The sequence below is a fragment of the Microbulbifer taiwanensis genome (assembly GCF_014904815.1).
Classification (GTDB): domain Bacteria; phylum Pseudomonadota; class Gammaproteobacteria; order Pseudomonadales; family Cellvibrionaceae; genus Microbulbifer; species Microbulbifer taiwanensis.
The window spans coordinates 64,879-89,383 of record NZ_JACZFR010000047.1 but is presented as its reverse complement, the minus strand read 5'-3'; the positions used below and the strand labels follow the sequence as shown (position 1 = coordinate 89,383).

General features: G+C 55.5%; 27 protein-coding genes. 7 read left to right on the top strand and 20 right to left on the bottom strand.

Annotated elements, in window-relative coordinates; genetic code table 11:
* Positions 1-7 precede the first annotated feature (7 nt).
* From IG627_RS16285 to IG627_RS16275, 3 genes are all read right to left on the bottom strand, one after another.
* The gene (locus IG627_RS16285; protein WP_193193554.1) at positions 8-529 is read right to left on the bottom strand and encodes a TrmH family RNA methyltransferase; all 522 of its coding nucleotides are present in this window, start codon (positions 527-529) and stop codon (positions 8-10) included.
* A gap of 20 nt (positions 530-549) precedes the next feature.
* Positions 550-1,134, bottom strand: a complete 585-nt coding sequence (locus IG627_RS16280; RefSeq protein WP_193193552.1) for a DUF4231 domain-containing protein — start codon at positions 1,132-1,134, stop codon at positions 550-552.
* 83 nt (positions 1,135-1,217) lie between these two features.
* On the bottom strand, positions 1,218-2,567 hold the full coding sequence (locus IG627_RS16275) for a Na+/H+ antiporter NhaC family protein (protein WP_193193550.1): 1,350 nt from the start codon (positions 2,565-2,567) through the stop codon (positions 1,218-1,220).
* Between the two features lie 244 nt (positions 2,568-2,811).
* On the opposite strand from IG627_RS16275, the gene IG627_RS16270 reads away from it, so the two are divergent.
* The gene (locus tag IG627_RS16270; protein WP_193193548.1) at positions 2,812-4,188 is read left to right on the top strand and encodes an SLC13 family permease; all 1,377 of its coding nucleotides are present in this window, start codon (positions 2,812-2,814) and stop codon (positions 4,186-4,188) included.
* 32 nt (positions 4,189-4,220) lie between these two features.
* On the opposite strand, the gene IG627_RS16265 is transcribed toward IG627_RS16270, so the two are convergent.
* The 3 genes from IG627_RS16265 to IG627_RS16255 are packed head-to-tail and all read right to left on the bottom strand — an operon-like array spanning position 4,221 to position 5,819.
* Positions 4,221-4,568, bottom strand: coding sequence for an AzlD domain-containing protein (locus IG627_RS16265; protein ID WP_193193546.1), 348 nt, complete (start codon positions 4,566-4,568; stop codon positions 4,221-4,223).
* Positions 4,561-5,292 (bottom strand): AzlC family ABC transporter permease, encoded by a 732-nt coding sequence (locus tag IG627_RS16260; RefSeq protein WP_319024588.1) that lies wholly within the window; start codon positions 5,290-5,292, stop codon positions 4,561-4,563. Before IG627_RS16260 ends, IG627_RS16265 begins: the two co-directional genes overlap by 8 nt.
* Positions 5,289-5,819, bottom strand: a complete 531-nt coding sequence (locus IG627_RS16255) for a helix-turn-helix domain-containing protein (protein WP_193193544.1) — start codon at positions 5,817-5,819, stop codon at positions 5,289-5,291. The genes IG627_RS16260 and IG627_RS16255 overlap by 4 nt, the downstream gene beginning before the upstream one ends.
* Before the next feature lie 198 nt (positions 5,820-6,017).
* Here IG627_RS16255 and IG627_RS16250 point away from each other — a divergent pair, with 198 nt between their 5' ends.
* From IG627_RS16250 to IG627_RS16240, 3 genes are all read left to right on the top strand, one after another.
* Complete coding sequence (locus tag IG627_RS16250) at positions 6,018-6,839, top strand: metallophosphoesterase (RefSeq protein WP_193193541.1); 822 nt, start codon at positions 6,018-6,020, stop codon at positions 6,837-6,839.
* A 116-nt stretch (positions 6,840-6,955) separates the two neighbouring features.
* Positions 6,956-7,828: a MaoC/PaaZ C-terminal domain-containing protein gene (locus tag IG627_RS16245; protein WP_193193539.1), complete on the top strand. Its 873-nt coding sequence runs from the start codon at positions 6,956-6,958 to the stop codon at positions 7,826-7,828.
* Between the two features lie 72 nt (positions 7,829-7,900).
* Positions 7,901-8,569: a DNA-3-methyladenine glycosylase I gene (locus IG627_RS16240; RefSeq protein ID WP_193193537.1), complete on the top strand. Its 669-nt coding sequence runs from the start codon at positions 7,901-7,903 to the stop codon at positions 8,567-8,569.
* A 46-nt stretch (positions 8,570-8,615) separates the two neighbouring features.
* Here the strand turns inward: IG627_RS16240 and IG627_RS16235 are convergent, their stop codons facing one another.
* Entirely contained in the window at positions 8,616-10,403 is a 1,788-nt protein-coding gene (locus tag IG627_RS16235; RefSeq protein ID WP_193193535.1) for a C1 family peptidase, read from the bottom strand.
* 358 nt (positions 10,404-10,761) lie between these two features.
* Between IG627_RS16235 and IG627_RS16230 the strand changes: the two genes are divergently transcribed.
* Together IG627_RS16230 and IG627_RS16225 are read left to right on the top strand one after the other, a co-directional pair.
* A complete protein-coding gene (locus tag IG627_RS16230) occupies positions 10,762-11,649 on the top strand; it encodes a dienelactone hydrolase family protein (RefSeq protein ID WP_193193533.1) in 888 nt (295 codons plus the stop codon).
* A gap of 177 nt (positions 11,650-11,826) precedes the next feature.
* Complete coding sequence (locus tag IG627_RS16225; protein WP_193193531.1) at positions 11,827-12,732, top strand: hypothetical protein; 906 nt, start codon at positions 11,827-11,829, stop codon at positions 12,730-12,732.
* A gap of 144 nt (positions 12,733-12,876) precedes the next feature.
* Here the strand turns inward: IG627_RS16225 and IG627_RS16220 are convergent, their stop codons facing one another.
* The 10 genes from IG627_RS16220 to IG627_RS16175 form a co-directional block, all read right to left on the bottom strand.
* Positions 12,877-13,086 (bottom strand): hypothetical protein, encoded by a 210-nt coding sequence (locus IG627_RS16220; protein WP_193193530.1) that lies wholly within the window; start codon positions 13,084-13,086, stop codon positions 12,877-12,879.
* A 199-nt stretch (positions 13,087-13,285) separates the two neighbouring features.
* Complete coding sequence (locus tag IG627_RS16215; RefSeq protein WP_193193528.1) at positions 13,286-13,591, bottom strand: hypothetical protein; 306 nt, start codon at positions 13,589-13,591, stop codon at positions 13,286-13,288.
* A gap of 105 nt (positions 13,592-13,696) precedes the next feature.
* A complete protein-coding gene (locus IG627_RS16210; protein WP_193193519.1) occupies positions 13,697-14,167 on the bottom strand; it encodes a hypothetical protein in 471 nt (156 codons plus the stop codon).
* The gene (locus tag IG627_RS16205) at positions 14,149-14,409 is read right to left on the bottom strand and encodes a hypothetical protein (protein WP_193193517.1); all 261 of its coding nucleotides are present in this window, start codon (positions 14,407-14,409) and stop codon (positions 14,149-14,151) included. The genes IG627_RS16210 and IG627_RS16205 overlap by 19 nt, the downstream gene beginning before the upstream one ends.
* Entirely contained in the window at positions 14,409-14,987 is a 579-nt protein-coding gene (locus IG627_RS16200; RefSeq protein WP_193193515.1) for a hypothetical protein, read from the bottom strand. The genes IG627_RS16205 and IG627_RS16200 overlap by 1 nt, the downstream gene beginning before the upstream one ends.
* Before the next feature lie 3 nt (positions 14,988-14,990).
* The gene (locus IG627_RS16195; protein WP_193193513.1) at positions 14,991-15,335 is read right to left on the bottom strand and encodes a hypothetical protein; all 345 of its coding nucleotides are present in this window, start codon (positions 15,333-15,335) and stop codon (positions 14,991-14,993) included.
* A gap of 856 nt (positions 15,336-16,191) precedes the next feature.
* Positions 16,192-18,111, bottom strand: coding sequence for an AAA family ATPase (locus tag IG627_RS16190; protein ID WP_193193511.1), 1,920 nt, complete (start codon positions 18,109-18,111; stop codon positions 16,192-16,194).
* Positions 18,112-18,119: 8 nt separating this feature from the next.
* Positions 18,120-18,332 (bottom strand): helix-turn-helix transcriptional regulator, encoded by a 213-nt coding sequence (locus tag IG627_RS16185; RefSeq protein ID WP_193193509.1) that lies wholly within the window; start codon positions 18,330-18,332, stop codon positions 18,120-18,122.
* Positions 18,333-18,504: 172 nt separating this feature from the next.
* Positions 18,505-19,428 (bottom strand): hypothetical protein, encoded by a 924-nt coding sequence (locus tag IG627_RS16180; protein WP_193193507.1) that lies wholly within the window; start codon positions 19,426-19,428, stop codon positions 18,505-18,507.
* Positions 19,428-20,777 (bottom strand): site-specific integrase, encoded by a 1,350-nt coding sequence (locus tag IG627_RS16175; RefSeq protein ID WP_193193505.1) that lies wholly within the window; start codon positions 20,775-20,777, stop codon positions 19,428-19,430. The genes IG627_RS16180 and IG627_RS16175 overlap by 1 nt, the downstream gene beginning before the upstream one ends.
* Positions 20,778-21,173: 396 nt before the next feature.
* Here IG627_RS16175 and IG627_RS16170 point away from each other — a divergent pair, with 396 nt between their 5' ends.
* The gene (locus IG627_RS16170) at positions 21,174-21,815 is read left to right on the top strand and encodes an SOS response-associated peptidase family protein (protein ID WP_193193503.1); all 642 of its coding nucleotides are present in this window, start codon (positions 21,174-21,176) and stop codon (positions 21,813-21,815) included.
* 105 nt (positions 21,816-21,920) lie between these two features.
* On the opposite strand, the gene IG627_RS16165 is transcribed toward IG627_RS16170, so the two are convergent.
* The 3 genes from IG627_RS16165 to IG627_RS16155 all read right to left on the bottom strand — a co-directional run bounded on the left by IG627_RS16165 (position 21,921) and on the right by IG627_RS16155 (position 24,490).
* On the bottom strand, positions 21,921-22,691 hold the full coding sequence (locus tag IG627_RS16165; RefSeq protein ID WP_193193501.1) for an SIMPL domain-containing protein: 771 nt from the start codon (positions 22,689-22,691) through the stop codon (positions 21,921-21,923).
* 136 nt (positions 22,692-22,827) lie between these two features.
* The gene (locus IG627_RS16160) at positions 22,828-23,532 is read right to left on the bottom strand and encodes an alpha/beta hydrolase (protein ID WP_193193499.1); all 705 of its coding nucleotides are present in this window, start codon (positions 23,530-23,532) and stop codon (positions 22,828-22,830) included.
* A gap of 34 nt (positions 23,533-23,566) precedes the next feature.
* The gene (locus tag IG627_RS16155; RefSeq protein ID WP_226865290.1) at positions 23,567-24,490 is read right to left on the bottom strand and encodes an alpha/beta hydrolase; all 924 of its coding nucleotides are present in this window, start codon (positions 24,488-24,490) and stop codon (positions 23,567-23,569) included.
* Between the last annotated feature and the right edge of the window lie 15 nt (positions 24,491-24,505).

Sequence of the window (24,505 nt, the reverse complement as noted above, 5' to 3'; positions counted from 1 at the left end):
CCCGGGTTTACTGTGGCAAACCTGCGCAGCGAAGCTTTTGAGTGATATCGTAGGTGGCGATGGCGCAGGCGGCCGCCCCGTTCATGGAAGAATTGGTGCCGCGCATCGGAATATGGACCACAGTGTCGGCCTTCTGCAGTAAATTAACTGGAATGCCATCCTTTTCCGAACCGAGCACCAGGCAGATTTTGTCGTCGCGACAGACGGAGAGCCGCTCCAGATCCACGCTGTTGGATGTGATTTCCAGGCATACGAGTCTGTAGCCCAGGACTTTCAATCTCTCAGCCGCTTCCAGCGCGCTCTCCTCGTAGTGGAAGGGCACTAGCTTGTCTGTCGACCTGGAAATTTTCCGCAGCTTGGAATTGGGCGGCGTTATGGATTTACCCGTCAGGTAGATCTTCTCGACTCCCAGTGCATCGGCGATCCTGAACAGGCCGCCGACATTGGTGGGGGTGCCGATATCGATTGCCAGAAGGCACAGAGGGTACTTGTCGGCACCGGGGCTGTGTTGGCCGTGATCTTTCTGCATGGCGTCAGTAGCTGGCCCGGTTACGCCGGTGAGATGGCATCGGCAGCTGCGGTTTTCTGCGCAGTAACTCTTGTCCGCATCCGCTCCACCAGGGATGGTTCCCGCTCCGCCTTCTGGTTCTGTACCCGCAGCGCCTCGCGGTAGACCTTGTCGGAGACGATATATTCCTCGGCGCGCTGGTTGATTTCGCTGTAGCGGCTATTCATCGCTTCGATTTTCTGTGACAGGTGCTCCAGGTCCAGGATGCCGTCGAAGTAGAGCGCGATCAGGCGCTCGCACTCGCGGGCTATGGCCAGGTACTCGTTGCCCGCCTCGCGGTGGCCCTCGTAGTTTTTCTTGAAATTGAAAAATGTCTGTACGCCGCCGAGCAGCGCAGTGACCAGTGCCAGGCCGGCGCCGGTCCACTTGGTCCAGTCCGGCAGTTCGGCATTGATCAGGGAGAAGAACAGCGAGCCCAGGAACAGGTTGATCACCACAATGGGTACGCCGCAGAGCACGTGCATATTGCGTCCTCTCATGGAGGCGCGGAAGTGGCTGTGTTTGCACAGGTGGGCGTTCCAGCGCAGTTTTTCCAGGACTTCTATCGTGTTGGGGATATTGCTCATGAATCCATTCGGCCCGTCGGCATCAGACTATCGGAGCTATAGTTTGCCGATTGGCGGCGAGATGTACAGGGCCGATGAAAATATCAGGAGAGGTCTGTGGCGGGGCGCTCGGCAAGCCGGCCGAGATTTTGCGGCAGGCCTACAAAGATGGATGCCAGCGCGGCGGCGCCCAACAGCCAGCAGTAGTAAATACTGCCCGCCAGCTCCAGCGGCGACACGCCGGCCAGGGATGAGGCCAGCAGCACCTGGGCGCCGTAGGGTAGCAGGCCCTGCACCGCGCAGGAGAAAATATCCAGCAGGCTGGCGCTGCGGCGCGGATCGACGTCGTAGCGGTCGGCAATATCCCTCGCCAGACCGCCGGTGAGCAATATGGCCACGGTGTTGTTGGCGGTACAGGCGTTGGTCAAGGCCACTGCGGCACCGATACCCAGCTCGCCGGTGCAGGGGCTCCGCTCACCCCGGCTGCCGAGACGATCGATCGCACTGGCGAGCCAGGCGAGGCCGCCGCCGGATTTCATCATGGCACCGAGGCCGCCGATCAGCAGGGACAGTACCAGTATCTCCTGCATGCCGGTGTAGCCGGCATAAATGTCTTTCGACAGCTGCGCGAGGCTGTAGTCCGGCTGCAGGCCCAGGCCTATGGCGCCGGCCAGCAGTATGCCGGCAAAAAGTACCAGCAGTACATTTACGCCCATTACCGCCAGGCCCAGCACTGCCATATAGGGCAGCACGCGAATCAGCTGGTAGTCCCCGGGCGCATTCACCTGGGCAGCTGTGTCCTGCCCGATACCCTGGTAGTAGAGCCAAACCATGGTCAACAGTGCCGCCGGCAGGGCGATGCGGAAGTTCATGCGGAACTTGTCCCGCATCTCCACACCCTGGGTGCGGGTGGCGGCGATGGTGGTGTCGGAGATGATCGACAGGTTGTCGCCGAACATGGCTCCGCCGACGAGGGTGCCGATTGTCAGCAGCAGCGGCAACTCGGCCGCGTCCGCGACGCCCACCGCGATGGGTGCGATTGCGGCAACGGTGCCCATGGAGGTGCCCATGGCAGTGGCGACGAAGGCGCTGATCACAAACAGCCCCGGCAGCACCAGGGCGGGGGGGATCACGCTGAGGCCGAAATTCACCGTCGCCTCAACACCGCCGACGGCCCCGGCCACACTGGCAAAGCCGCCGGCCAGCAGGTAGATCAGCACCATGGTGACGATGGTGTGATCGCCCACACCGCGAATAAAGGTCTCGATACGGCCGTTCAGCGAGCCGCGGGCCAGCAGCAGCGCCAGGGCAATGGCCGGCAGTATCGCGACCGGGGCGGAGATCTGGTAGAAGGCCATCTCCACGCCCCGGGCCTGAAACCAGAGGCCGCTGCCGACAAAAAGGGCCAGGAACAGCAATAGTGGCAGCAGTGCCAGGGGCGAGGCTTTGGTCATGGATACAACTTCGACTAAAGACTGGGGCGGAAAGGGGGACGGATTATAGGGATCGCCCAGAAGGTAACCAATAATTCTTTGTTAAGTGCTTGCGGGTATCAGTTATAAGAAAATCCGCTGCACTTTTCCTGTGTTTTTCGGACTGCGCTTCCAACATCTCCCCGACTGCGTAAAATGCGCTGACAACTGAATTCAAAATAATAAAGGGCCGTTCGCGGCCCGGTGTCTGACGGGGGAATCGCCGATGTCGTTAGCGCGGCAGCACTTTATTGTCCTGGGCCCGCTGCTTGGGGCCGCCTTCTACGCCGCACTGACCGCCCTGGGCATGGCCCATCCCCCGGCCATTACCGCGGCGATCACGTTGCTGACGGTGATCTGGTGGATAACCGAGGCGCTGCCGATTCCCGCTACCTCGCTGGTGCCCTTCGTGCTGTTGCCGCTCGCCGGCGTGGCCGATCACAAGCTGGTGGCCTCGTCACTCGGCAGCCATGTGATACTGCTGTTGATGGGTGCCTTTATGCTGTCGAAGGCGCTGGAGAAGAGCGGCGCGCACGAACGGCTGGCCCTCTTTATGCTGAAGCTGGTCGGTCTCTCCAGTGGCCGGCGTCTGGTGCTGGGCTTTATGCTGGCGGCGGGTCTGCTCAGTATGTGGATCTCCAACACCGCCACCACGCTGATGATGCTGCCCATCGCCCTGGCGATACTGTCCCGCGCAAAGAGCCAGCGCCTGAATATCGCCCTGATCCTGGGTATCGCCTATGCGGCCAGTCTCGGCGGCGTCGGCAGCCCGCTGGGCACGCCGCCCAATGTGATCTTTATGGGCATCTACGAGGAGGTGACCGGGCGCGAATTCAGTTTTGTCGCGTGGATGAAAATAGGCCTGCCCGTGGTGCTGGTGACGCTGCCGATTATGGCCCTGTGGTTGACGCGCAATGTCCACCTGGACAGCTCCATAGAGCCGCCCACCGTCGGTGCATGGCGCCCCGAGGAGATCCGCACCCTGGCAGTCTTCGCCATCGCGATACTCTTCTGGGTGACCCGCAACGAGCCCTTCGGCGGCTGGAGCGACTGGCTCGGCATCGGTGCCGCCGGCGACAGCACCGTGGCCCTGGGGGCCGTTGTATTGATGTTCCTGGTACCGAACGGTAAGGGCGGGCGCCTGCTGGACTGGCAGACTGCGGAGAATATTCCCTGGGGCATGCTGCTGCTGTTTGCCGGCGGTATCGCCATTGCCAAGGGTTTCACCGCCTCAGGGCTTTCCGACATGCTCGGCAGCGGCCTCTCTTTCCTCACCACCATGCCCCTGTGGCTGATGCTGGTGCTGCTGTGCCTGGCGGTCACCTTCCTGACCGAGATCACCAGCAATACCGCCACCGCGACACTGCTGATGCCGATACTCGCCGTTGCCGCGAGCTCCGCCGGCTTCGATCCCATGGTGCTGATGATCCCCGCCGCCATGTGTGCCAGCTGCGCCTTTATGCTGCCGGTGGCCACGGCGCCGAACGCCATTGCCTACGGCACCGGCAAGGTGCGCATGCAGGATATGGTGCGCGAGGGCGCTGTGCTCAGCGTGATCGCATCGCTGGTCATTGCCGGAATGAGCTGGCTGTTACTGGTTTAGCTGGTTGCAGGCAATGACTTTTCGGCGGCCCGTCAGGAAGCGATATTCGCCAGAAATATCACCGCACCATAGGTGCCCACACCCGCAAAAACCGGCCAACCAAGGGACCTGGTCCGATACCAGACAAATAGCGTCACCAGCACACCGCAGGCGGTGGCCAGCCAGGATGCCGGAGTGGCTGTCGTCGGTACCAGCGACACCCCGAACATTGCGGCGATCATCGTCGGGCCGAGCACGCTGAGCCAGACCGGCATGGCTTCAACCGTGCTTTTATCATTCTGTCGATCGAGGTGGCGTTGCATCCATAACAGTGGCAGTGCACGCATAAAGAGAGTCCCGGCAGCCGTCGCCAGCAAGGCTATCCAGATTGCACTATCCATCCCGTCTTCCTCCCGCCGCGATATTGGTTCTCATCGCGTAAAAAATCAGTGCTCCGCACAGCGCAGCCAGGGGAATGGCGGCGTTCGGCAGCCCATTCACTTTGAGCAGCAGTGCAACCACAATGGTGAATCCCAGTGTTATGGACCAAAGCCTGGAGCTAAAGCGCGGTGCCAGCAGCACCAGAAACAGCGTCGGCAGGGCGAATGGCATAACGTCTCCGAGCAGCGGCCAGCGCTCTGTCAGCTCCTCGCCCGCTATTGCGCCCAGGGCTGTGCCGCCGATCCAGCTGAACCAGGCCAGCAGCATGGCGCCGGTGAACCAGCCCAGGCGTTCCGCCGCCGCGAGCTGGGGGAGGCGGGTGTGGGCCAGGGCAAAGATCTGGTCGGTCAGCCCGTGCATCAGCCACGGCCACCAGCGGCTCACCGGTAGCCAGGGGGCCAGGTTTGGACCGTAAACGACATGGCGGGCATTGATCAGCAGTGTCATCACCACCACCAACCACAGTGGTGCACCCGAAGCGACCATCGCCACGAACAGGAACTGGGAGGCGCCGGCGTAGATCAGGGTCGAAATGAAGACCGTCTCCCAGATACTGAAACCGGCCTGTACCGCAATCAGCCCGAAGGAAATCGCAACGGGTATATAGCCGCCCAACAGGGGAATGGCATCGCGGGTCCCGACCATCCACGGGTAATTTCTGGATACTGCGGTCTGCGAACTCACGGCGCTTCCCCTTCCTTTGCATAGACGATAGTAACCAGCAGAGTGGCCCAGGTGTCACCGGCCCGGTAAACATGCGGCTGGTCAGCGGCAAAGGTATGACTTTGCCCGGCGGAAAGACGTTTTATATTCCCCTCAGTGCCGACCTCGAGTTGACCACTGATGACGGTGATTGATTCGCTTGTGCCGGGAGAGTGGGCTTCCGCCTCGCGCAGCGTATCCGGGGCGCAGGACATCCAGTAGGCATCGACTTGCGGAGTGTCCTTGCCCTGGTCAATCAGTCGTACCTGCACCCCCTCGTCCCCGACGGGGACACTGATCGGCGCCACCAGATTCCCGAAAGGCACGTTCAGGCGGGCCGCCAGCCGCCAGATGGTGTCGAGGGTCGGATTGCCATTGCCCTGCTCCAGGCGCGACAGGTTTGACTTGGCCATACCCGCGTCCGAGGCGAGCTGGGACAGCGACAGGCCGCGGTCCAGCCGCAAACTCTGGAGATGGCGCCCGAGGGTATCGAGAGAGGGTTTGTCCACAGGGGGGTATCCGGTTGTTCTATATAGAGAACGTTCTATATAAGGAACGATTGCGTGTCAACCGTTTATCACGCGCGGATGGCAAATTAATCAATCCGTGGTGTGGTATCGACGACACCGGAATTTAGGTCGAGCTCGCTATCGATTGGCATGCAGGGCTAGGCTTGTTACAGGGCGGGAAGTTTGCAGAGGTGCCCGATGGCCACACTGCTCAAGGTGCGTCGGAATACAAAGGGCAGGGACCTTGTGGTCGGCGACCTGCACGGCCATCTCTCCCAGCTGCGGCGACAGCTGGAGGACATCCAGTTCAATCCGGGCATCGACCGCCTGTTCTTTCTCGGCGACCTGGTAGACCGTGGGCCCGACAGCGAGGACCTGCTCTCAATGGTCGACCAGCGCAGTTGCTTCAGCGTGATCGGCAATCACGAGGCGATGATGATCGCGGGCCTGGAAGATGCGGGCGCTGACCTGCTGCACCGGATGAATGGGGGCGAATGGTTCTACCGACTGCCCGCAGAGCGGCAGGCACAGACAGTCGACCGGGTGCGCTCCTGGCCCTGGGCGATAGAGATGGATACCGGCGCGGGGCGCGCCGGCCTGGTTCACGCCAATGTGCCCGGTAGCAGCTGGGGGCGGGTGACTGAGCAATTGGATTCCATCGATGCACTGTGGCAATCCGGTATTTCGCTTTCCGATCAGGCCGTCGACTGCGTGGCGAAACAGCTTCTGTGGAACAGAGGCCTGGTATCCATGCTCTACAGTGACATTCTGGTGTCGGAAGAGAATCGGCAGAGTCTCGCCGACCATTTGCTGTCCCGCCAGCCGGGCGAGGAGTGGGTGGCCCGGGCATCCCCGGAGCGGCTGAGCCCCTTTCATATTTCCGACATGGATGCCGTGTATATGGGGCACACCTATGTGCCCGCGGCTATTCATGTGGGCAGCTGTCACTTCCTGGACACCTATCGGGAGGAGCCGGGTGAGACGCTGAGTATCGTCTGTGTCAACCCCCAGTTTCAATAGGGGTTCTCGGGCGGCAGCCGGGTACAAATAGCAACACCTTTCTGCCAGAATCCAGTTCGACCGGTCTTATCCCGGCAACTGGTTTCTGTAGCGAGCCTGCCGTTTCAAGGTAAAGCATGTCCAAGACAATTGAACTGAAATCCGCGCCCTCAGTCCCGTCCTACTACCTGCGCGCCCTCACCGCCAGAAAGTCCGGGCAGCCGCCGGCCGAGGAGCGCGAGCTGGGCAGGGTGGTGCTGAAAGGCAGGCGCGTCGACGCAAAATCCCTGAGCGCCTATCGCAAATTGTGCGGTTTTCCCGCCGGCGACAGCCTGCCGGTCACCTATCCATTCGTGCTGGCCGCACCCCTGCATATGGAACTGCTGGTCTCCGATGCCTTTCCCTTCCGGGTATTGGGACTGGTGCACCTGCGCAACAGCATCACCCAATACCGGGGCATCGGCGGCGGAGAGCTGCTCGATATCGACTGCAGCCTGAGCGGCCCGCGCCCCGCCCCCAAGGGGCTGGAATTCGATCTGCACACGCGGGTCTCCATCGGAGGGGAGCTGGCCTGGGAATGTGTGACCACCATGCTGCGGCGCGGCAGGGGGAGCAGATCGGCGGTCAGGGTCGCCGGAAAAAGAAGAAAGGGGGAATTTAACCCTGTCTCAGTGACGCGGTGGCATGTGCCCGCCGATACCGGCCGCCGCTATGCCCGCGTCTCCGGCGACAGCAACCCGATTCACCTGTCCGCAATCACTGCCCGGCTGTTCGGTTTTCGCCGCGCCATAGCCCACGGCATGTGGACCAAGGCGCGCAGCCTGGCGCAGCTGGACAGCCTGCTGCCCGGCGGGCCATTCAAGGTAGACGTTTTCTTCAAGTTGCCGATACTGCTGCCGTCTGACGTGCAGTTCCAGTATTGCGTGACCGAGGGCGGGCGCGTTGAATTCCAGGTGAAAGATGGCGCGGGTAAAAAACCGCACCTGGCGGGTACGATTGAACCTCTATGATTCGCCGTCGGTGCACCGGCAGCGTGATTTATGCATTTGGCCCGGTTGATTGATACCTGTTACAGGAAAGCCATGCGGAATTTTGAAGAAATAGAAGAAAAAGTCATTGAGCGGTTTGGTGGGAAATCAGAACTGCAGGCGCGCCTGACCAGACCAGAGTCCGCCGCCAACCTCCGCAAAGTCCCCGACAACCGCTGGTTGTCCGAGGCCTCCAGGGCCGTATTCCAGGCCGGCTTCAACTGGAAGGTGGTAGACAGCAAGTGGCCGCGCATAGAAGAAATTTTCCAAGGCTTTGAACTGTCCTACTGCCGTTTCCTGTCCGATGAGGCGCTGGAAGAACTGCTGAAGCGGGACGGCATGATTCGCCATTGGAAAAAGACCAAGTCCATCCAGCTGAACGCAGACTTTTTCTGGCGACTTTCCGAAGAGCACGGCGGACTGGGCAATTATTTTGCCGTTTGGAACAGTGAAAGCTACGCCGATAATCTCCGCGGGTTGCAGAAGGGCGGCGACAGGCTGGGAGGCAAGTCAGCCCAGGTGTTCCTGCGCCGCATGGGGGTGGATACGCTGGTTTTCTCCAACGACATGGTGCGGGCGCTGGTCCGCGAGGGTGTAGTGCAGAAGTCGCCCTCGTCGAAAAAGGATTGGGCCGCGCTGCAGCAGGCCATGACTGGCTGGCAGACACAGAGCGGGCGCAGCCTGAACGAGATAAGTCAGATATTGGCATTTTCGATCGGGTAACCGGCTCCAGCGAATTGCGCACTCGCGCAGCCGTTATCCTTGCCACTCAGTACTGCAGATCGCTCGCAGTAAACAGTCGCCGCGGCTTCTTGCCCAGAACCCGGCGCAGTAGGTGGTTCATTGTCACCGGGTCATTGTCGAAGCCGCCGTGAGAGCTGCTGGCCGTAGCAGAGGACGGACTGTAGCGCAGGGTGACGTCACCCATCGGAAACCTGTCGTTGAAGACCTTCATGCCCATCAATGCCTCGCCGCGCTGATCCTCAAAGGCATTGGAGACCAGGTACAGCAGGGATTTACCGTAAACGCCGGCAACATGGTCGTCCTCCTCCTGCTGGCTCGAAAGGTTGTAGACAGTAGCCTCCGCGACGCGACCGTTCTTGATCAGCGGCCGATACATGTGGTGGTAGACCTCATAGCTGGCGGCGGGGGCGAACAGGGAGCAGCTGGCCACCCTGTTGAATAAGTTGTCTTTGAACAAGCGCTGCAGCAGGTGTGCCTGCAATATAGCGCCGGTGCTGTGTCCGGCAATGTGTACCTTTTTGTCACCGATGTCGGCGACGGTTTCCAGCAGGAGCTTCAGTGTGCGTGAACCGTGGCTGTCCTGGCGCTCGAAGGGCCTGGTAGCGCCGCGCTTCATCTCGCGCCATACCGCCCGGCCGGGGATGCGGATCATATTCTCGATGCGGCGGTCGAACCAGTCGCGGATACCGCCGGCAATGCGTTCGGCGCGGGAGAACTTGCCAAACAGCACATCCTTCAATTCCTCGAGAAGGCCGGTATCGTACATGAAATGAAAGGGGTAGATGCGGTTTTCGAGAAAGATCTCCTTCATCGCCCCGATGCGACGCGCCGAAGTCTTTACACTGTTGAGCCCGCCGTGTGCGTAGAGCAGCAGGTGGTCGAAACTGTCTCTGTGCTGGCGCAAATTGTCGGCTATTGCACGGATGTGAGTCTCGTTACTCCAGTACTTGCCGTGATCGTGAAAGCTGCCGTCGTCGAAGTGGGCGAAGTGCCGCCAGATTTCATTGCGACTCGGGGTGCCGGCAGCGGCGAGATTGGCGCTGGACTGGGTGCCCGCCCGACGCAGCCGGTCGAATATCTGCGGCGTGGGCAGAGCCACCTGTACCACCCAGGCGTCGTAGACTGAATCCAGCCAGTCCTCGTAGGGCCAGAGCGCCAGCCCATTGCTGCCCCAGTCTCTGCCCCAGGAATTCTGCACCCAGAAGCCGTCTGCGTTATATCCGACAATCGCAAAGGCGTGCCCACCCACCTGATGTTTGTTGGGAGCTATGACAAATTCACCGGCGTGGTTCCTGCGGAGTTTGAACCAGCCTTCGTGAATGGTCGCGGAAACGTAGATGATGCCCGTTTCCCGAATCGCGTAGTGCATCTCGGTAATTTCCGGGCGCACCCGGTAATAGGCGCCGATGGTGCGGGACTTTGCATCCTCGAGTTGATCAAAGTTGGGTGTGTCGCCGTCGTCCCTGCCGTACAGGGAGTCGTGGCAGACGCCGGAATTCAGCCAGCCCTTGATGGCGCCGCGGCAACTGGAGCCCTCGTAATCCTCACCGGGCCACTCATCGTAACGGCGCGCCATATGATAAATCATCCATGGACTGACCATTGCATCCTGGCTCTGCTGCTGGTACAGCCGATTGATCACCGCTGCCAGGCCAAACCCGGTACAGGCCCCGTCCTCTCCCTGGTCGAGGATGATCAGGTCCTGGGGCGGGTGCATTTCCGCGGGCAGGGGGGAAAGGCGGGGCTCGTAATAACGGTCGCGGAGGTCGGGTGCATCACCGACTACATCAAATTGCGTCTTCGGCTCTTCCATGCTGTTGTCCCTGTTGATATTGGCCCCTGTGTCCGGCGGGTTTTGGGTGCCATTGAGAGTAATTGATCTGAATCGTGCCTCCAAGAGTCTGCCGACAGCAGGAGTTCATTCTGGTGCCTCTAAAAAAGCCGAAGCTAAAGCAGTTGTCAGATTCGCCAAAACGCCGCAAACGGTACCGGTATGCCCAAAGGCGCCCTGATTTCACCGTCGATGCTAGGCCCATTCCTGCTGCCGGCTCTGGCCCATGCAGTCAGCACTTGTTATAAACAGACTGGGCCAGCCGCTGGGGGTGGAGCATGCGCGAGAAGCCCCAAAAAAAGAAGCTAACCGTGTGGGAAGAGTCTCAGGAGACCGGACAATGTGTGATGATTTGACCAACAACGATGTGGAATCCTATTTTCGCCGCCGTGGCATAACCCGCCGCAGTTTTGGTAAGGCGGGCCTGGGGGCGGCCCTGGCGGCGGTATTGCCGATAGGGGCGCGGGCGGAAGCCGTGGTGGAAGAGAAGGTAAAAGTGCCGACGCCAGATGGTGAGGCCGATGGTTATTTCGTACACCCGGCTGAGGGGCGGCATCCCGGGGTTATCCTGTGGCCGGATATATTCGGCATGCGCCCGGCCTTTCGCCAGATGGGCAAGCGGCTGGCGGAATCCGGCTATTCGGTGCTGGTGGTCAATCCCTATTACCGCACCACCAGGGCGCAGCTGATTCCCGACGAGGCGAAGACGATAGATCCAGAGTTGCGCAAGAAGATCTGGCCCAGGGCGAAAGAGCTGGCCGGCACCCTGTCGCCGGCAACCAGTGTCGTGGATGGACGCGCTTTCGTCGAGTTTCTCGATCGGCAACCCTCGGTGGATAACAGCAAGAAAATCGGCACCATGGGTTTTTGCATGACCGGATCCTATGCGTTCCGCCTGTCTGCGGATATGCCGGAGCGTATCGGCGCCGGCGCCTCCTTTCACGGAGGCGGACTGGTGACCGATGGTGAAGACAGTCCACACCGCCTGGTGCCTAAAATCAAGGCCGGCTTCCTGGTTGCAATCGCGGAGAATGATGACGAGCGGGATCCCGAGGCCAAGGTCGCTTTACGCGAGGCCTTCGACAGTGCCGGAGTACCGGCTGAAATAGAGGTTTACGAGGGAACGCTGCACGGCTGGTGCCCGACGGATTCCGCGGTCCATAACCCCGCAAAGGCCCGCCATGCCTGGAATAGGGCGCTGGCACTGTTCGAACGTCACTTGGGTTAGTGGTTCTCGTGCAAAGCCTGTGCAAAGGTTTTGACCGGGTTCCCCTTTGCTGAAATCTCCCCTTTGGTCCGACGACTGCGACCTACATTGGCGCCCGGTGGCGAGTAAGCGGCTACAATTGGCTCAGTATCGAATATCCTACCCCCGGGCGCTTACAAACCAATTCGAACAATTCCTATGAAAAAGTTATTACTTTTATCTCTGCTGCTTTTTTGTAACAGTGCTGTAGCCTTGTTTACTCCATCCCGTGAAGAGGCGCAAAAGCAGCTAGATTCCCTCTACGAAGAATACTTCCTAAAGCTCACATTTGGTACAGAGCCGGTATTTTCTGACGCTGATCCAGAAATAAAAAGAGAGTCGCTATTTGTAGGGTTGCACGAGAAACAGCAGCGGGTAGGGGTTATTGACGGTCATTGGAGTGATGGGGTAAGTGCTTTTCCATTAACCTGCAAAATAATTCTTGAAACCGGTAGGGAATTGCCCGTTGATTACGAATCAAAAATCTACCCGAAGAGGCGCTCTAGCTATATCAGGAAAACATTTTACGAAGTTATCGATGAATGCGCGCGGGACTTATCTGATAACCACTCGCTGTTTAAAAACTACAACTTGGCGCTTGACAAAATAGTTTTCGAGGCAATGGAAAGGGAAGAGAGAATTACTCAGAAAAATTCTAAGCCGGTTAAGCTGGAAAAGGAAAGCCCGCTCCCTGATTCCGAAGTATACTTAGAAACAGTAGGCAGCCTTCGCAAGTTATCAGCTTCTAATGCACTGCTTAATATCTGCAAAACAGAATACCCTTATAGTGCTGATCTAACCCGTGGATGCCTGAATAGTCAGCAAAGAGCCTTGGCTTCAGTAATGTCCAGTTTGGAAAACCTTTGGGCCTCTGAGAAGGGGAGGGAAAATATTGGTGAGATACTTAAAATGCTTGACTCTGACTTAAAAGATTCTATGGGGGTGGTTGACGGAAAGGCTGTTCCAGATTTCCTTATTCTCAAGATACGCTTTAGGGAAAGTCTGGAAAAATATTGTGAGATGAAAGGGTTTTCAGTTTACGAGGCAGTGGCTGTTCTATATTGAATTGCAATTGGAAGTTGCCGGTCTGCCCCGGCTGCCTCACCACTCACCCAGGTGACGGATGCGCCCGGTAGGTGCCTCTTAACTGGTAATCCCTTCGGGGGATTAAAGGTTACCGAAGAGACCGGCTCACCCACCGGGCGCGAATCAACCAATTTCCAATTCGCGTAAGAACAGCTCCGCTATTTGCTGTAGATGCGGGTCTTTCTTGTAGGTCACAAATTTATAAAACTCCCCGGTCTCGGGATTGTAGTTACCCTCTGTCCAAAGCTCCTTAGCGGCCCATTCACAGTAAGCATGGAATTCAGCAAGACTGCGACTCCGTCGTTTGGGCTGGAATGTGATGACATCTCCCATCAGAAGTCCCTGTTAAATTTCTCAAAGAAATAGTCTACGTCCCATTGAAGGTCTGGATCTTTTTTATAGTATGCCCCCGGGTTGCTGGCGGACCACTTATAGTAAGCGTGGAACTCTTCCATGGAAATTTCGCGCTCCCCCTCTTCAGGAATGGAAGCGCTCAATTCGCAGAGTTGCGACTCAAGGTCCGATAACCTTTTTAGCGCGAGCCTTTTTGACACTTGGCCAGCTCCAGCTCATTAATGCGCTCGTGCATCCGTTCCATTGCGCTTTCTAATTCTTCAACTCTTGAGAGCGCCAAGGTAAGTTCTTTCTCAAGCATCTGAGCAACAAAAACGATGAGCTTTTCATCCCTTCTGGTTAGGGGTGTATCGTCCTTGATGATTTGTTTCTCAAATTCTGACCATGGGATATCGTCGTCATCTTTGATTAGTTCAGCTGTAAATATACGTTTGGCGCATTTCAGATATCTGTTGATTCTGGTTGCATCAATCTCGTGTTCCATTACTATTTCCTCTTTACGCCAGTGCGAAGTTGTTTCATCGGTAAGCCATATTTGCCCGTATTCAAGTGGCGGTCTGGTCTATACAGCTTTGGTTTCTGTGGAGGATTACCAGTCTTCACGATTTTGCGCTTCTTCATGATACCTCCGCAATTGTTCTTCCAGTTGATCTATCTTTACTGAAAGTTCGTGGAACTCTATAAGGCTACCCAGTTCTTTAAGGCTACGGATTAGTTGAGTTCCGTTCTCAATGGATAGGCGGCCCCGCGCAACTTCATCCAGAATGTTTTCGGCCTTTTCCACTAGGGTTTCGCCGGTTATCTTGAACGCGATTGGCTTCTGTTCCGGTTTGTATTTCTGGAACATGATTCCATTAATCAGGTCCAGGCAGGTTTTGTCATTGAAGTTGTAAGCCTGCTTGAGAACAAAGTCATACCAGTCATTCTCATCCATACCCTTGCGACGTAGTGCTCTCAGAACAGCGTCCTTTGTGACTTTTGCTCTATGGAGCCTTCCACCACCGGTATTACCCTTGACGAACTGACCGGCCCTGTTGCGTTTTAACTCTCTTTTCGCCATGCCTTGCGCATATCCTCAACAAATTTTTGACGGGCGACCTGGGACGGGTTCTGTTGCGGTGCGCCCGGGGTGGTGTCTGCGAAGATGTGCCCGTACTTCTCTTCAAATTCTTCCTCGGTCAAACCTTTCTCTCGACACTTTTCTTCCAGTTGCTCTTTGAAGAGTGGGGTAAAATCAATGTCGTACTCGTCACCTTCTATCAGCCTTCCCCGATCAGTGAAAAAGTATTTCTGATTACTCATTACTGGATCTCCTTAAGAATCAAAGCTAGAAAGTCATGTTCGCCGACTGATTTCTCCGGCCCCATAGTGTCAAGCACTTCTTGCAGGCTGTTTCTTTCGTCACACAGGTCGTTGATTTCGCTATCCAGGTCCATGTCCTCAATGGCGATTTCACGCAGACTCTCTATATCTTGGGGCATGAAATGTACAATCTTTAGATGTTTATCCGGGTCTTGTCGAAGTGCGGCTCTGGCTTTCTTGGGGTTCCAATCGAATGCGCTAAACCGAACCACATCACATCCCATCTTTGGAAACCACTGCATATCCGTAGATAGTTCCGCGCGAACTTCGGAGTCGTACTGAACCATTTCCGGGTCCGTAACTTTCATAAACTCATCAGATGAAAACCAATCATCTATGCGTTGATTAACATCGGTCAGCTGCTTAACAACTTGCTCCCGGAGGTTGTTATGATCTGCGCAAATCTCGGCCTCTCCTTTTAAGTGGGTCTTTTCAAGGTCGCTCAGTTTTTCTATCGTTGATGAAGTCAACTCGTCCTTTGAGTTGCGCAACCTTTCTAGTTCACGTTCGATATCCATGCCTTAACCTCTGTTAATGAACTTGTGAGTTGAAGGGCTCACGACAGTGCTGTCGGCCTTATTCGCAGAATGAGCCACACCATAGACTCTGATAATATTTTTAATTTCAGCGATGTATCTTTTCGCCTGAACCTGACCAGAAACATCATTTCCATACCTATCGATAATGTCGGGGTTCGCTTTTTTATTCAGCTCCTCCAGCAATTCTTCAGTTTCCTGTTTATCCAACTTGGCTCGCCTCCTTACCCGAGAGAGGGCGGATTCCAAGGCGGCTTCAATTGACTTTATTTCCTCGGCTCTTTCCCTTTGGTCGGAAATGAGCTGCTCGGCTCGCTTGAACGAATGCATCTGGGTTTCCTGTGGTTTATGTCGGTGCGGTAAGTGTGCGCGCCCGGGGGTTGGATTTTTGTGCGGCGTTGTGGGGGTAGTGCACAAATTACCCGATAGCTGGTTTCCGGTGGCTTTTACACCCCCTTTGTACGATCGGCGGTTTTCGCCCATTAGATAGGCGCTAATCCTTGCGGGGCAGGGAGTTACATGGCATGGCAGGCGGCAGCTACTGTGCCCGCCGTATTAGTTTTGCAAGAACGACGTGCTACAGAAGCGACGCCTGTGGGACACCACAACAGCGCCCACAGACCAGGGCGCCCTACGGCATACCCCTACCCCCTAACTGCCAACAGCGGACCACGTATCGGCCTTGTGGTCGGTCACGGCGACGCCCGGTATACCCGCCACCAGTGCCCAACGATCCTACCAGCCGATATGCGGACCGCTGGCTCGGTTTAGGGGGTGGGGCAGTAGGTAGGCATTGCCACTCCCCCTAACGACCAGCAGCGATCGGCGCAGTCGGCTTGCTGTCGGTTGCTGGGGTAGGGAGTGGAGTGGGGTAGGCAATAGGGCGTGTGGGGGACTGTGTGCTGGCGGTAGCGGCGCAGGGTAGTGAGTGCACCCGGGGGTTGACCAGGGGAGCGACTGGCAGAACAACCGAGCCAACCGCAATTAGCAGAAAATCCAATCCGAACAATTGGCACCCGGGGGATTTCAGAATGTGAATTTTCAGAAATAAAAATTTTGGGTCAGGTCAGGTGGTAGGGTGGTAGTCCCCTTAGGGGCACTACCACCACTACCACCCTAAATGACCGGTGGTAGTGGTGGTAATTGCGGTGGTACTACCACCACTACCACCTTTGCTTTTAAAATCTCACCCCGGGCGCCGTAACTCTAAATTCCCATCTGAATTTTCTGCAATAACCCCTTTTTCAAGTAGGCGTTTTACAATCTTATGGATATTAGACTTATCACCACCATTTTCTTTAAGTTCGGCTCTCAAGTCTTTTACTGTTAGCGTTTCTCCAAAATCCGCACACTCTTCAACAATTGCGATTACTTCTTTTTCCTTCGCTGTTAGGCTCATACCATCCTCATCTAAAAATGTCCCCCCGCCATTGTTTCCTAACAGAACTGCCGAACTTGCATCATCGTCGCCATCCCAATCTAGAATCACACTTTCAAGTCTAAACGTCATGGGCAGTGCAAGTTCAGCTTCTTTCATCTTGGTGTTATGTAGGTGGATAAAACCATTTTGTTGCTTCTCAACTCGGTACTCTGCGTCAAGCGCCGCTTTCAGCGCTGAAGACCCGCGCCCACGGCTTTTCTCACTGTGGCCGCTATGGTGTACCAATAGCACGGAGCAGCTGAATTCATCCTTTAGCATGTCCATGTTGTTCACAAAGCCGTTCATCGCCGCGGTGTCATTCTCATCGGCAGTGCCAAAGTTGCGCGCTACTGTGTCCACAATGATGAGCGAGGGTTTTATGTCACTATTGCGGATTTCGGTAATCAGGGTTCTTATATTTTTCTTATCTGTTAAGTCGGCCGCACTCTCGGTTCGGTATAGTGGCGCGGTATCCAGGGGAGACTGACGATAGATTTCCCATGCCTTGAATCTGCGCGTCAGGCCGCTGAGCCCTTCACCGGCGATGTAGATTACACCCCCGGGTACGCTGACTCTCCTTCCGAACCACGGCCTACCAGTAGCAACAGAGCAGGCGATATCCACGGCGATGAAGGACTTGCCGCACCCGGGGTCACCGAACATAAGTGCGAGGCACTGCTGCTCTATAAACCCTTCCACTAGCCACTCCACAGGCCGAATGTTTTGTATCAGGTCGCTGACTGCTATCAATCGCAAAGGCTTGCGTTTAGAGCTGCTATCCCCCTTCATATCTAGGTCGTCGGGCGGCCCTATGGCCTTACCAGCATTTAATCCACTTTCTAGATTCCGTTCAATTTCAGAATCGGGTAGCGGTTCGCCGTTTTCTTTTGCTGCCTCTATTACCTGGCGCTTGGCGTCTTCTTCGTCCAGTAAGCCGGCTGCAATAAACTGTCCGACGATATGCCCGTATTTGTTAAGTGTGTTGGAGCGAGATTCTGTGTAGGGCCATCCACCGCCGCCAGCTTTAGCCTCTCTGGCCGCATTGCAGGTTATTTGAAGCGTCCGTTCCGCTCTGTAGTGGTTTTCCTCGGTGTCGTAGTCCTCAGGCTTCCACTCCCCCCGGGCGCCCGGTAGTGGTTGCTCCCTGTTTGGGTACAGCTCCGGGAATTTGTTTAGGTCTACCCATTTGAGGTCTGGTGGGCTGGCTTTGTCGTGTTCACCAGTGAAAGTGAAGAACCGACCACCAGAATAGAATTCATATTCGTAGCCGTCGTGAGTTGGCTTTTTGGTATGCCCGCCGGGATAGCCAAAACAGAGAATATGAACTCCCTTACCGCTGGGTGATTTCTCTGTATAACTACCGGCGCGCTCAACAATGTTTGCCGCTTGCGGTATCAGTTCACCGTCTTCCGTATAGCATTTGTCCAGGTCAATGCCAATCAGCGGCTTAAATATCGCAAGGCCGATGCCGGAATACTTACCCTTGCTATCGCGATAGGATTTCTGTGCCGTCTTAAAGTCAACAAGCCGGTCATGATCTTCCGGACTGTCAATTTTAATTTCCTTATTGCCTATTCGCCCCCGGGGGTCTCCGTTGGTGTAGTAGGGGATTTTCTTACCATCTATGGTCTTCCATAAAAGCCAGCGCTCTTCGCTTTTCAGCTTCTTTAGAGTTACTGCATCCATCTGCGCGCTCACTTATCATTTTTGCTGTAATACTCTGCGAGTGAGGAAACTGGTTCGCGTTCTTCTACCCACGCGTCAAGGTCTTCCACCTTGTAGCGGACAGCGCGACCGAGCTTGTAGAATTTCGGGCCACCACCTTTGATGCGTAATTCGTTGAGCCAGACAGCGGACAGGCTCAGGTATTGAGCGGCTTGTTTGGTGTCTAGAAAGCGGGGTTCCATGTTGTGTACCTGTTGGGTTGCGGGCTTACAGGTACAGCATGGCGGGGGCGGGGTTGGATTTTTGTGCGGCGTTATGGGGGTAGTGCACAAATTGCGCGGCACAGTTTGTGCGGGCTTTGTACAGTTACCCCGGGCGCCCGCAAAGCCAGTAATTGCGGGAGAGCGGCGGGCACTATTGCTGCATGGTGGCGCCGGTTTCCTCTAAGTAGCGCTTTACGCAGTCCTTTAGAGATACGTACGGTTTGTGGGTGCCGCCTTTGGTGCGTCGTACACTCATAGTCACTTGCCAATCGTTAATGGTCTGGATTATCCGATCAACTATTTTGGATTTCGTGCCCGGTTCGTCCGGGCTAGCTCGCGGTATATTTCCCTTGAAATCTTTTAGTGATAATTTATCCCTCGGATATTTTTTGTTGTGTTCTTTTATCGCTTTGCTTAATAGGTAGATAACAAGGTAATAGGGTTTTAACTCCCCCCTAGATTCAGTCGGCCATTTTTCTTTGGTAGAGCTGCGCATTGCATCCTCATCTACGAAGTCTTGCAGATTTTTACTTATCGGCAATCCTTGTTTTCTGCGGTTAATAAATTGTTTTTGCAGCCATTCTATTTCAGTTCCATTTAGGGGTAATTTATCCCCCTTGAATCCATTTGTTATTTCGTGTGCGCAATCGATAATAAACTGTTCCCATATAAAATTGCTTGTATTTTCTTTGACAAGTTTTTGGGTAAGGTTTTTATATCTAATATCAAGATTAAAGAATTCAGCATAAAATTCAAAGTCAAGCGCGCGGTAAGTGGCTGATATTGAATAACCTCGTTCTTCGTCGTCATCGTTTGGTGGCCCAAAGTGAAGAGTTTCACTTGTTGGATTACCTGAGTGTTTTAATAAATATTCGCAGATTGCTTCAGCTCGTTTGTGGTAGGCATGTGCAACTATTCTTTTAAGTTTTGCGGTTTCACCCGGATTCATTGCTGAATAAATAACCCCATTAATAGTGAATTTATTCAAAAACGCTTGTTCTGGCGATGGTAGGTATAAATCTATCAATCGCTGCACATTGATAGATTCAATATCATTCCATATTCCAATTTCCATTATTTTCCCTCCATTAGTATCGCCGCAATCATTTGCCGCTGCTCTTCCGTAGCATTCTTCAATAATTTTTCCAGTGCGCCCGGTTGGGTTTGTTTTTTGTTCAGCTTCTGGACGTGCTTTTTAAGGTGTTCCGGAGATAAGTGCGCGTAACGCTCAGTCTCTTCTAATTTTGCATGGCCAAGCAATTCTTTAACGTCGTAGAGAGGAACACCCCTCATGACTAATTTACTGGCGAACGTATGACGCAAATCATGAAACCTAAAATTTTCTATCCCGGTGCCTCGAATAAACGGAAGCCAGCTATTAATCTTATTCATCCTTTTGCCTGTTCTCGGGCTGGGAAATACCAAGTTACCCCGGGTACGATTCTTACCCCAATCCGTTAGGATTTGTTTCGCCTCGTCGTTCATTGGAATGTGACGGGTCTTTTTAGATTTGGTTGTGTCATCAGTAAGGGTAATTATACCTTGCTCAAAGTTTACATTTTTCCATTCCAGCTGAAGAGCTTCCCCTAGTCGCATCCCAGTATTCAGGGTTAATAATACCATTGGCTCCAAATAGTAGGAGAAGCTTGGCTTAGGGCTCTTGGTTTGCTGTTCCGTGCGCTCTCTCAATTTCTTGCGTAAAGTTTCCTCTTCATCTACGGATAGATGTCTAACCCGCTTATTTTCTCGTGCCTTTACATTCTCAACTTGGCTCAGGGGGTTAAATTGAAGGTATCGTTTCTTATATGCCATGGAGTAGGGCGCCCGGAGTGAGTTGAGGCGGCGGTTAATAGAATGCTTTGATAACCCCCTTTCAAGTTCCCTCTTTTTCCATTTATCAATTTCTTCAGGTTGTAGGCTATCCATCTGCTGATCTAGTAGCCATGAGAAATCCCGTTGTATATTTTTGAGGGTATGGCTTACAGATTTTAGACCCTGGTCTTCCCTTGCCCATGGCTCATAAACTTCTTCCAAAAAGGTTTTCAGAACAAGTTGTTTACTAAGCTCGGCCTGTTGCTTCGCGGCTTCTTGTTGCTTCGCGGCTTGCCGCTTCTCTTCTATGGGGTCACTACCGCTAATAGTTTTGGAGTGAATCTCACCGGCATGTTTTCTTGCTTGCGCAAGGGTGACGGTTCCGTAGGGACCAATCGTGAAGAACTTTGGCTTGCCGTTGTGCAAATAGTACGCGCGGAAAACCTTCTTCCCAGATGCTAGTACATCCACCACAAGGCGCGGGTTGTCGGTGTCCCATACCTTGTACCGACCGGACGCTTTTGGCTTTAGGTTGCGTAAATAGTGATCAGTCAATTTTACCTTGTTGGCAGCGCCCCGCTTCCCCCCGGGTGCCGGTGTAGTGTCGGCCATGGCTGTTTTCCTCTCGGTGCAAAGCCTGTGCAATGGGTTTAGTATGGTGCCACCTGCCCCCACAAGGCGCCACCTAACAAGTATAGGTGCTAAGTGACTGATAATAAAAGGAATTTACCTATGTGCGAATGGGTGGCGATAGGTGGGAGTATGTGCTACGCGTGCACGGCTGGTGCCCGACGGATTCTGCGGTTTACCACCCGCAGCAGGCGCAGCGCGCCTGGGAGCGGTTACTGGCGTTGTTCGAGCGCAATCTCGCTTGATGCATTGAGTATTTTCGCCGTGGCTCCGGCCGGCGGCAGAGGCTCCCGGTGCGTGCACCAGTGTCGGTGGCGGTCACAGATTCACTGCTATTCTTTCTGCAATGCTTTCCTCAACAATGAGAGGCGGGGAAACTTGTGCAGTGTCTTCGATGTGAATGACGACGCCGGCGTCGAGCGTTTTCTGGAGGAGTACGGCGTCCATCACCCTCAGCGTATGATTTTCGGCCGCCGCCGGCGCCCGACCTCCCAGGTCAGTATAGTGACGGCCCGTCACGGGGCTCCGGAGGTCGAGAGCGCCATCTGGCATCTATACCTGGAGAAGGTGGGGGGACAGTGGAAGCCCCACAAAAAGTACTGGTCCATCAACAGCAACTGGAAGAAGCTGGGCCAGCGCCCCGAGTATAGAAAATCCCGTTGCCTGATCCCGGCGACCGCCTGGGTGGAGAGCCAGCGCGGCGACAATCCGGTGGAATTCAGTTTCGGCCGGCCCTTCTTTTTCTGCGGCCTCTACAAGACCTGGGGCGATTTGCTGAGCTGTGCCATCATCACCCTGGCCGCCCACCCGGACACAGCCAAATTTCACGAGAAGAGCTTTCCGATGATAGCGCCGGCGGATGCGGGATTTGTCGAGCAGTGGCTGGGCGGCGGCGAGGGTACCGATGCTTTCGAGCCCCACCTGCACCCGCATACGGCCCTGGGCGGGGCGCGGTTGATGGTGCGGCCGCTAAAAAGGGCAATGGGCACCGAGTATATCGGGGTGCCTGTGCGGGTTTAGCTGTCCGGGTGCAAGTAAATAGGTGTGCGGGAAGCATGCCCTTACGGGCGCGCAGGTTATTATGTCCAATTTGACCGGTGGCGGTCATGATCACCTGGCTGTTGCTTATGGCTGGATCTTGAAGTCCACCAACAACTCGGCCTCGTATTGGATTTCGTCAAATGACGATGCCCGTGCCGATGACTCGAGTGATTGCGATGCGTAGTCATCCCGCGCTCTGCGCGCACCGGTAACGATCACCTCCTCCAGAGCCATGGCCCCTCGGGTTGCCCGGTGGCCTATGTTGCTCGTGCGGATTCCGATAGGACTCAGTTTTACGCCCAGTACCTGCTCGTAATCCGCCTTCTGCTCCATGATACGCGCCAGGGCCTGGGATTTTACTTTCTTGTTGAATGCCTGTTCCTGCGAATGCTCGAAAGAGGTATCCGACAGTTCCACTTCCTCATTCTGGTCGGCCAGGCGGGCTATGGCTTCCAGCTGGCCCTCTTCTTCTATAGTGATCGCCACGCGGTTGATGACTTTGTAACTGCTCGGTGCCTTGCCCAGCCAGCTGTACTGGGGGGAGGAAGAGAATTTGGAGTTCCTGATGTCCTCTTGCGGAATGCCGGCGCCACTCAGGGCGCGAGTCAGTTTGTCGCGCAAAGTGCTGTTGCCGGCAATGGCGTCGGCCAGTTGTTTATCCTCGGTGGTGACCACCAGGCTGACGATGGCGCGGTCAGAATAGGCTTTCTCTTCGGCACTGCCGTGGATGGTGACGGTGTTGGCTGTCGGATAAAGGAGGCCGCGCAGGTCCTGGGGTGTGCCTTTTATTTCGGGTGTCGCAACGCAGAGGTTGGACAATGGTGCGACCAAAAGGGCGAGAAGGAACCTATTCATATTGCATTTTCCTTGTTGCAATCAGCTGATTATTGACCGCAGCTTACTGTTTGAGCTGCTGTAACAAACTCTGTCTCGGAACCGTGACTGCCGTTCCAAGAGATTTGCGCCTAATTTGTTGCGAGAGAAGTGCATTTCAATTGCCTGGTGAAATCCAGGCTCGCACGGGCTCCAGCCAGCGCTCCTGCGGGCGGTAGAACTCGCCGTGGCCGAGACCTGATTCCAGTGCAATTTCCTTGAATTCGTTCACCGTCCGGGGTCCCTCGGTGAGAAAGGCACAGGAGCCCGCCAACAGGTCGTCTTTTTCGTACATTGAAAGCAGCCTGCCCCGGAAAGGCGGCCAGTGTGGGGTGTCGGTCTTCTTTGGGCAGCTGGCCAGCAGGACGTAGCGAATGTCCTGATTATCGAGTTGGCCGGCCGCCGTGGCGACGATGCCACCGCCTCGAGAGAAGCCGACGAGACTGATATTCTCCGCTGGAACGCCCTTGCGAAGTAGCATTGATACGACCTCCGCCAGCTTTTTCGCATGCTTCTCGACGCTGACGTTCTTCTCGCGGATTTCGGCGATCAGGTAGTTATCGTCCGAATCCAGGGCCCGCTTGAGGCCGCGGAAATCGTATTCGCCGTACTTTTCCGAGACCGGGTTTTCCCTGGTGCCCTCCGCAATGGCGCCGTGGTAGAAGAATACATAGGGCTTCTCAGCTGAGACGGGGATCTCTGCCATCGATGGGACGGTTTCCGCCACTGAGACCAATGACCCGGCTGAAAACAGGAGCGCGAGTAACTTTTTCAATGAACTCTCCTTGAGTAAACGGCTGGCTTCCCGATGCGCACTGGACATACGCCCTGCCATACGCCGGCCGCAACGAATTATTTCAGTGCGCGGAAGCGGAAGCTTCCTCGGCGGCCATTCCGCGAGCCGACTGAATTTCCTCAGCGAAAATCTGCCGCAGGCCAAAGCGATAAATGTCCGTGCTGTTGGCCGCGTGAGTGGCGCCAGGTATGGTGGAAAACCTGATTGACCAGGGGGCGTTGCTGCGCTCTTTCCAACTATCGTGCCAGTCGAGGGCGTAAGTTATCTTTATCTGATATCGGTCGTCCGACGCACTGGCGACAGCCAGAGTCAGGTCGTCGCGGGTTGCCTCAGCCGGCTTGTCGAAGAACTGTTCCTTGTTTGGGAGGAAACTCGGGTTGCCGGCGATTCTGCCCCAGAACAGATCCGGATACATGAACGCAGAGTAGAGCACCATAAAGCCGCCGCGGCTCTGTCCGTAAAGAATACGTCTTTCCGGGTCTGTGAGATAGCGATCTTCCACCTCCGGTAGCAGTTCTTTCTCGAGAAAACGATGAAATTTCTTGGCACCGCCGCTGCGCTCTCTATCGGCACTCACTGTGGAAAAATCGACATCTCGATAGTTGATGCTGGGATCGAAGGAGCCGTACGCGACGCCTACCACTATCGCCTCGGGTATCTGGTCATCGTAGTGCAGGAACAGATGATTGGCGGCGAGAATAGGGAACATGGAGTCGCCGTCGAGCAGGTAGATCACCGGGTAACGCCTGTCCGAAGTCTCGTCGTAGCCCTCGGGAAAGCGCACATAGATATGGTAGGGGCGCCCGACTATCCGGGAATCCAGCTTGAAGTAGTCCCCATACAGTGCGGGCAGGAAGTCCAGCGGAATCTGGCCGCCCCGTTCCTGTTCGCCTGCACTCTCGCCTGGACTCTCGCCGGAGTGGCAGCCTGCGAGAGTGCCGGCGAGAAGCAGTGCCAGGAGCGATAGCATGAGATTTTTTTTCAAGGGTGCCTCCTTTTT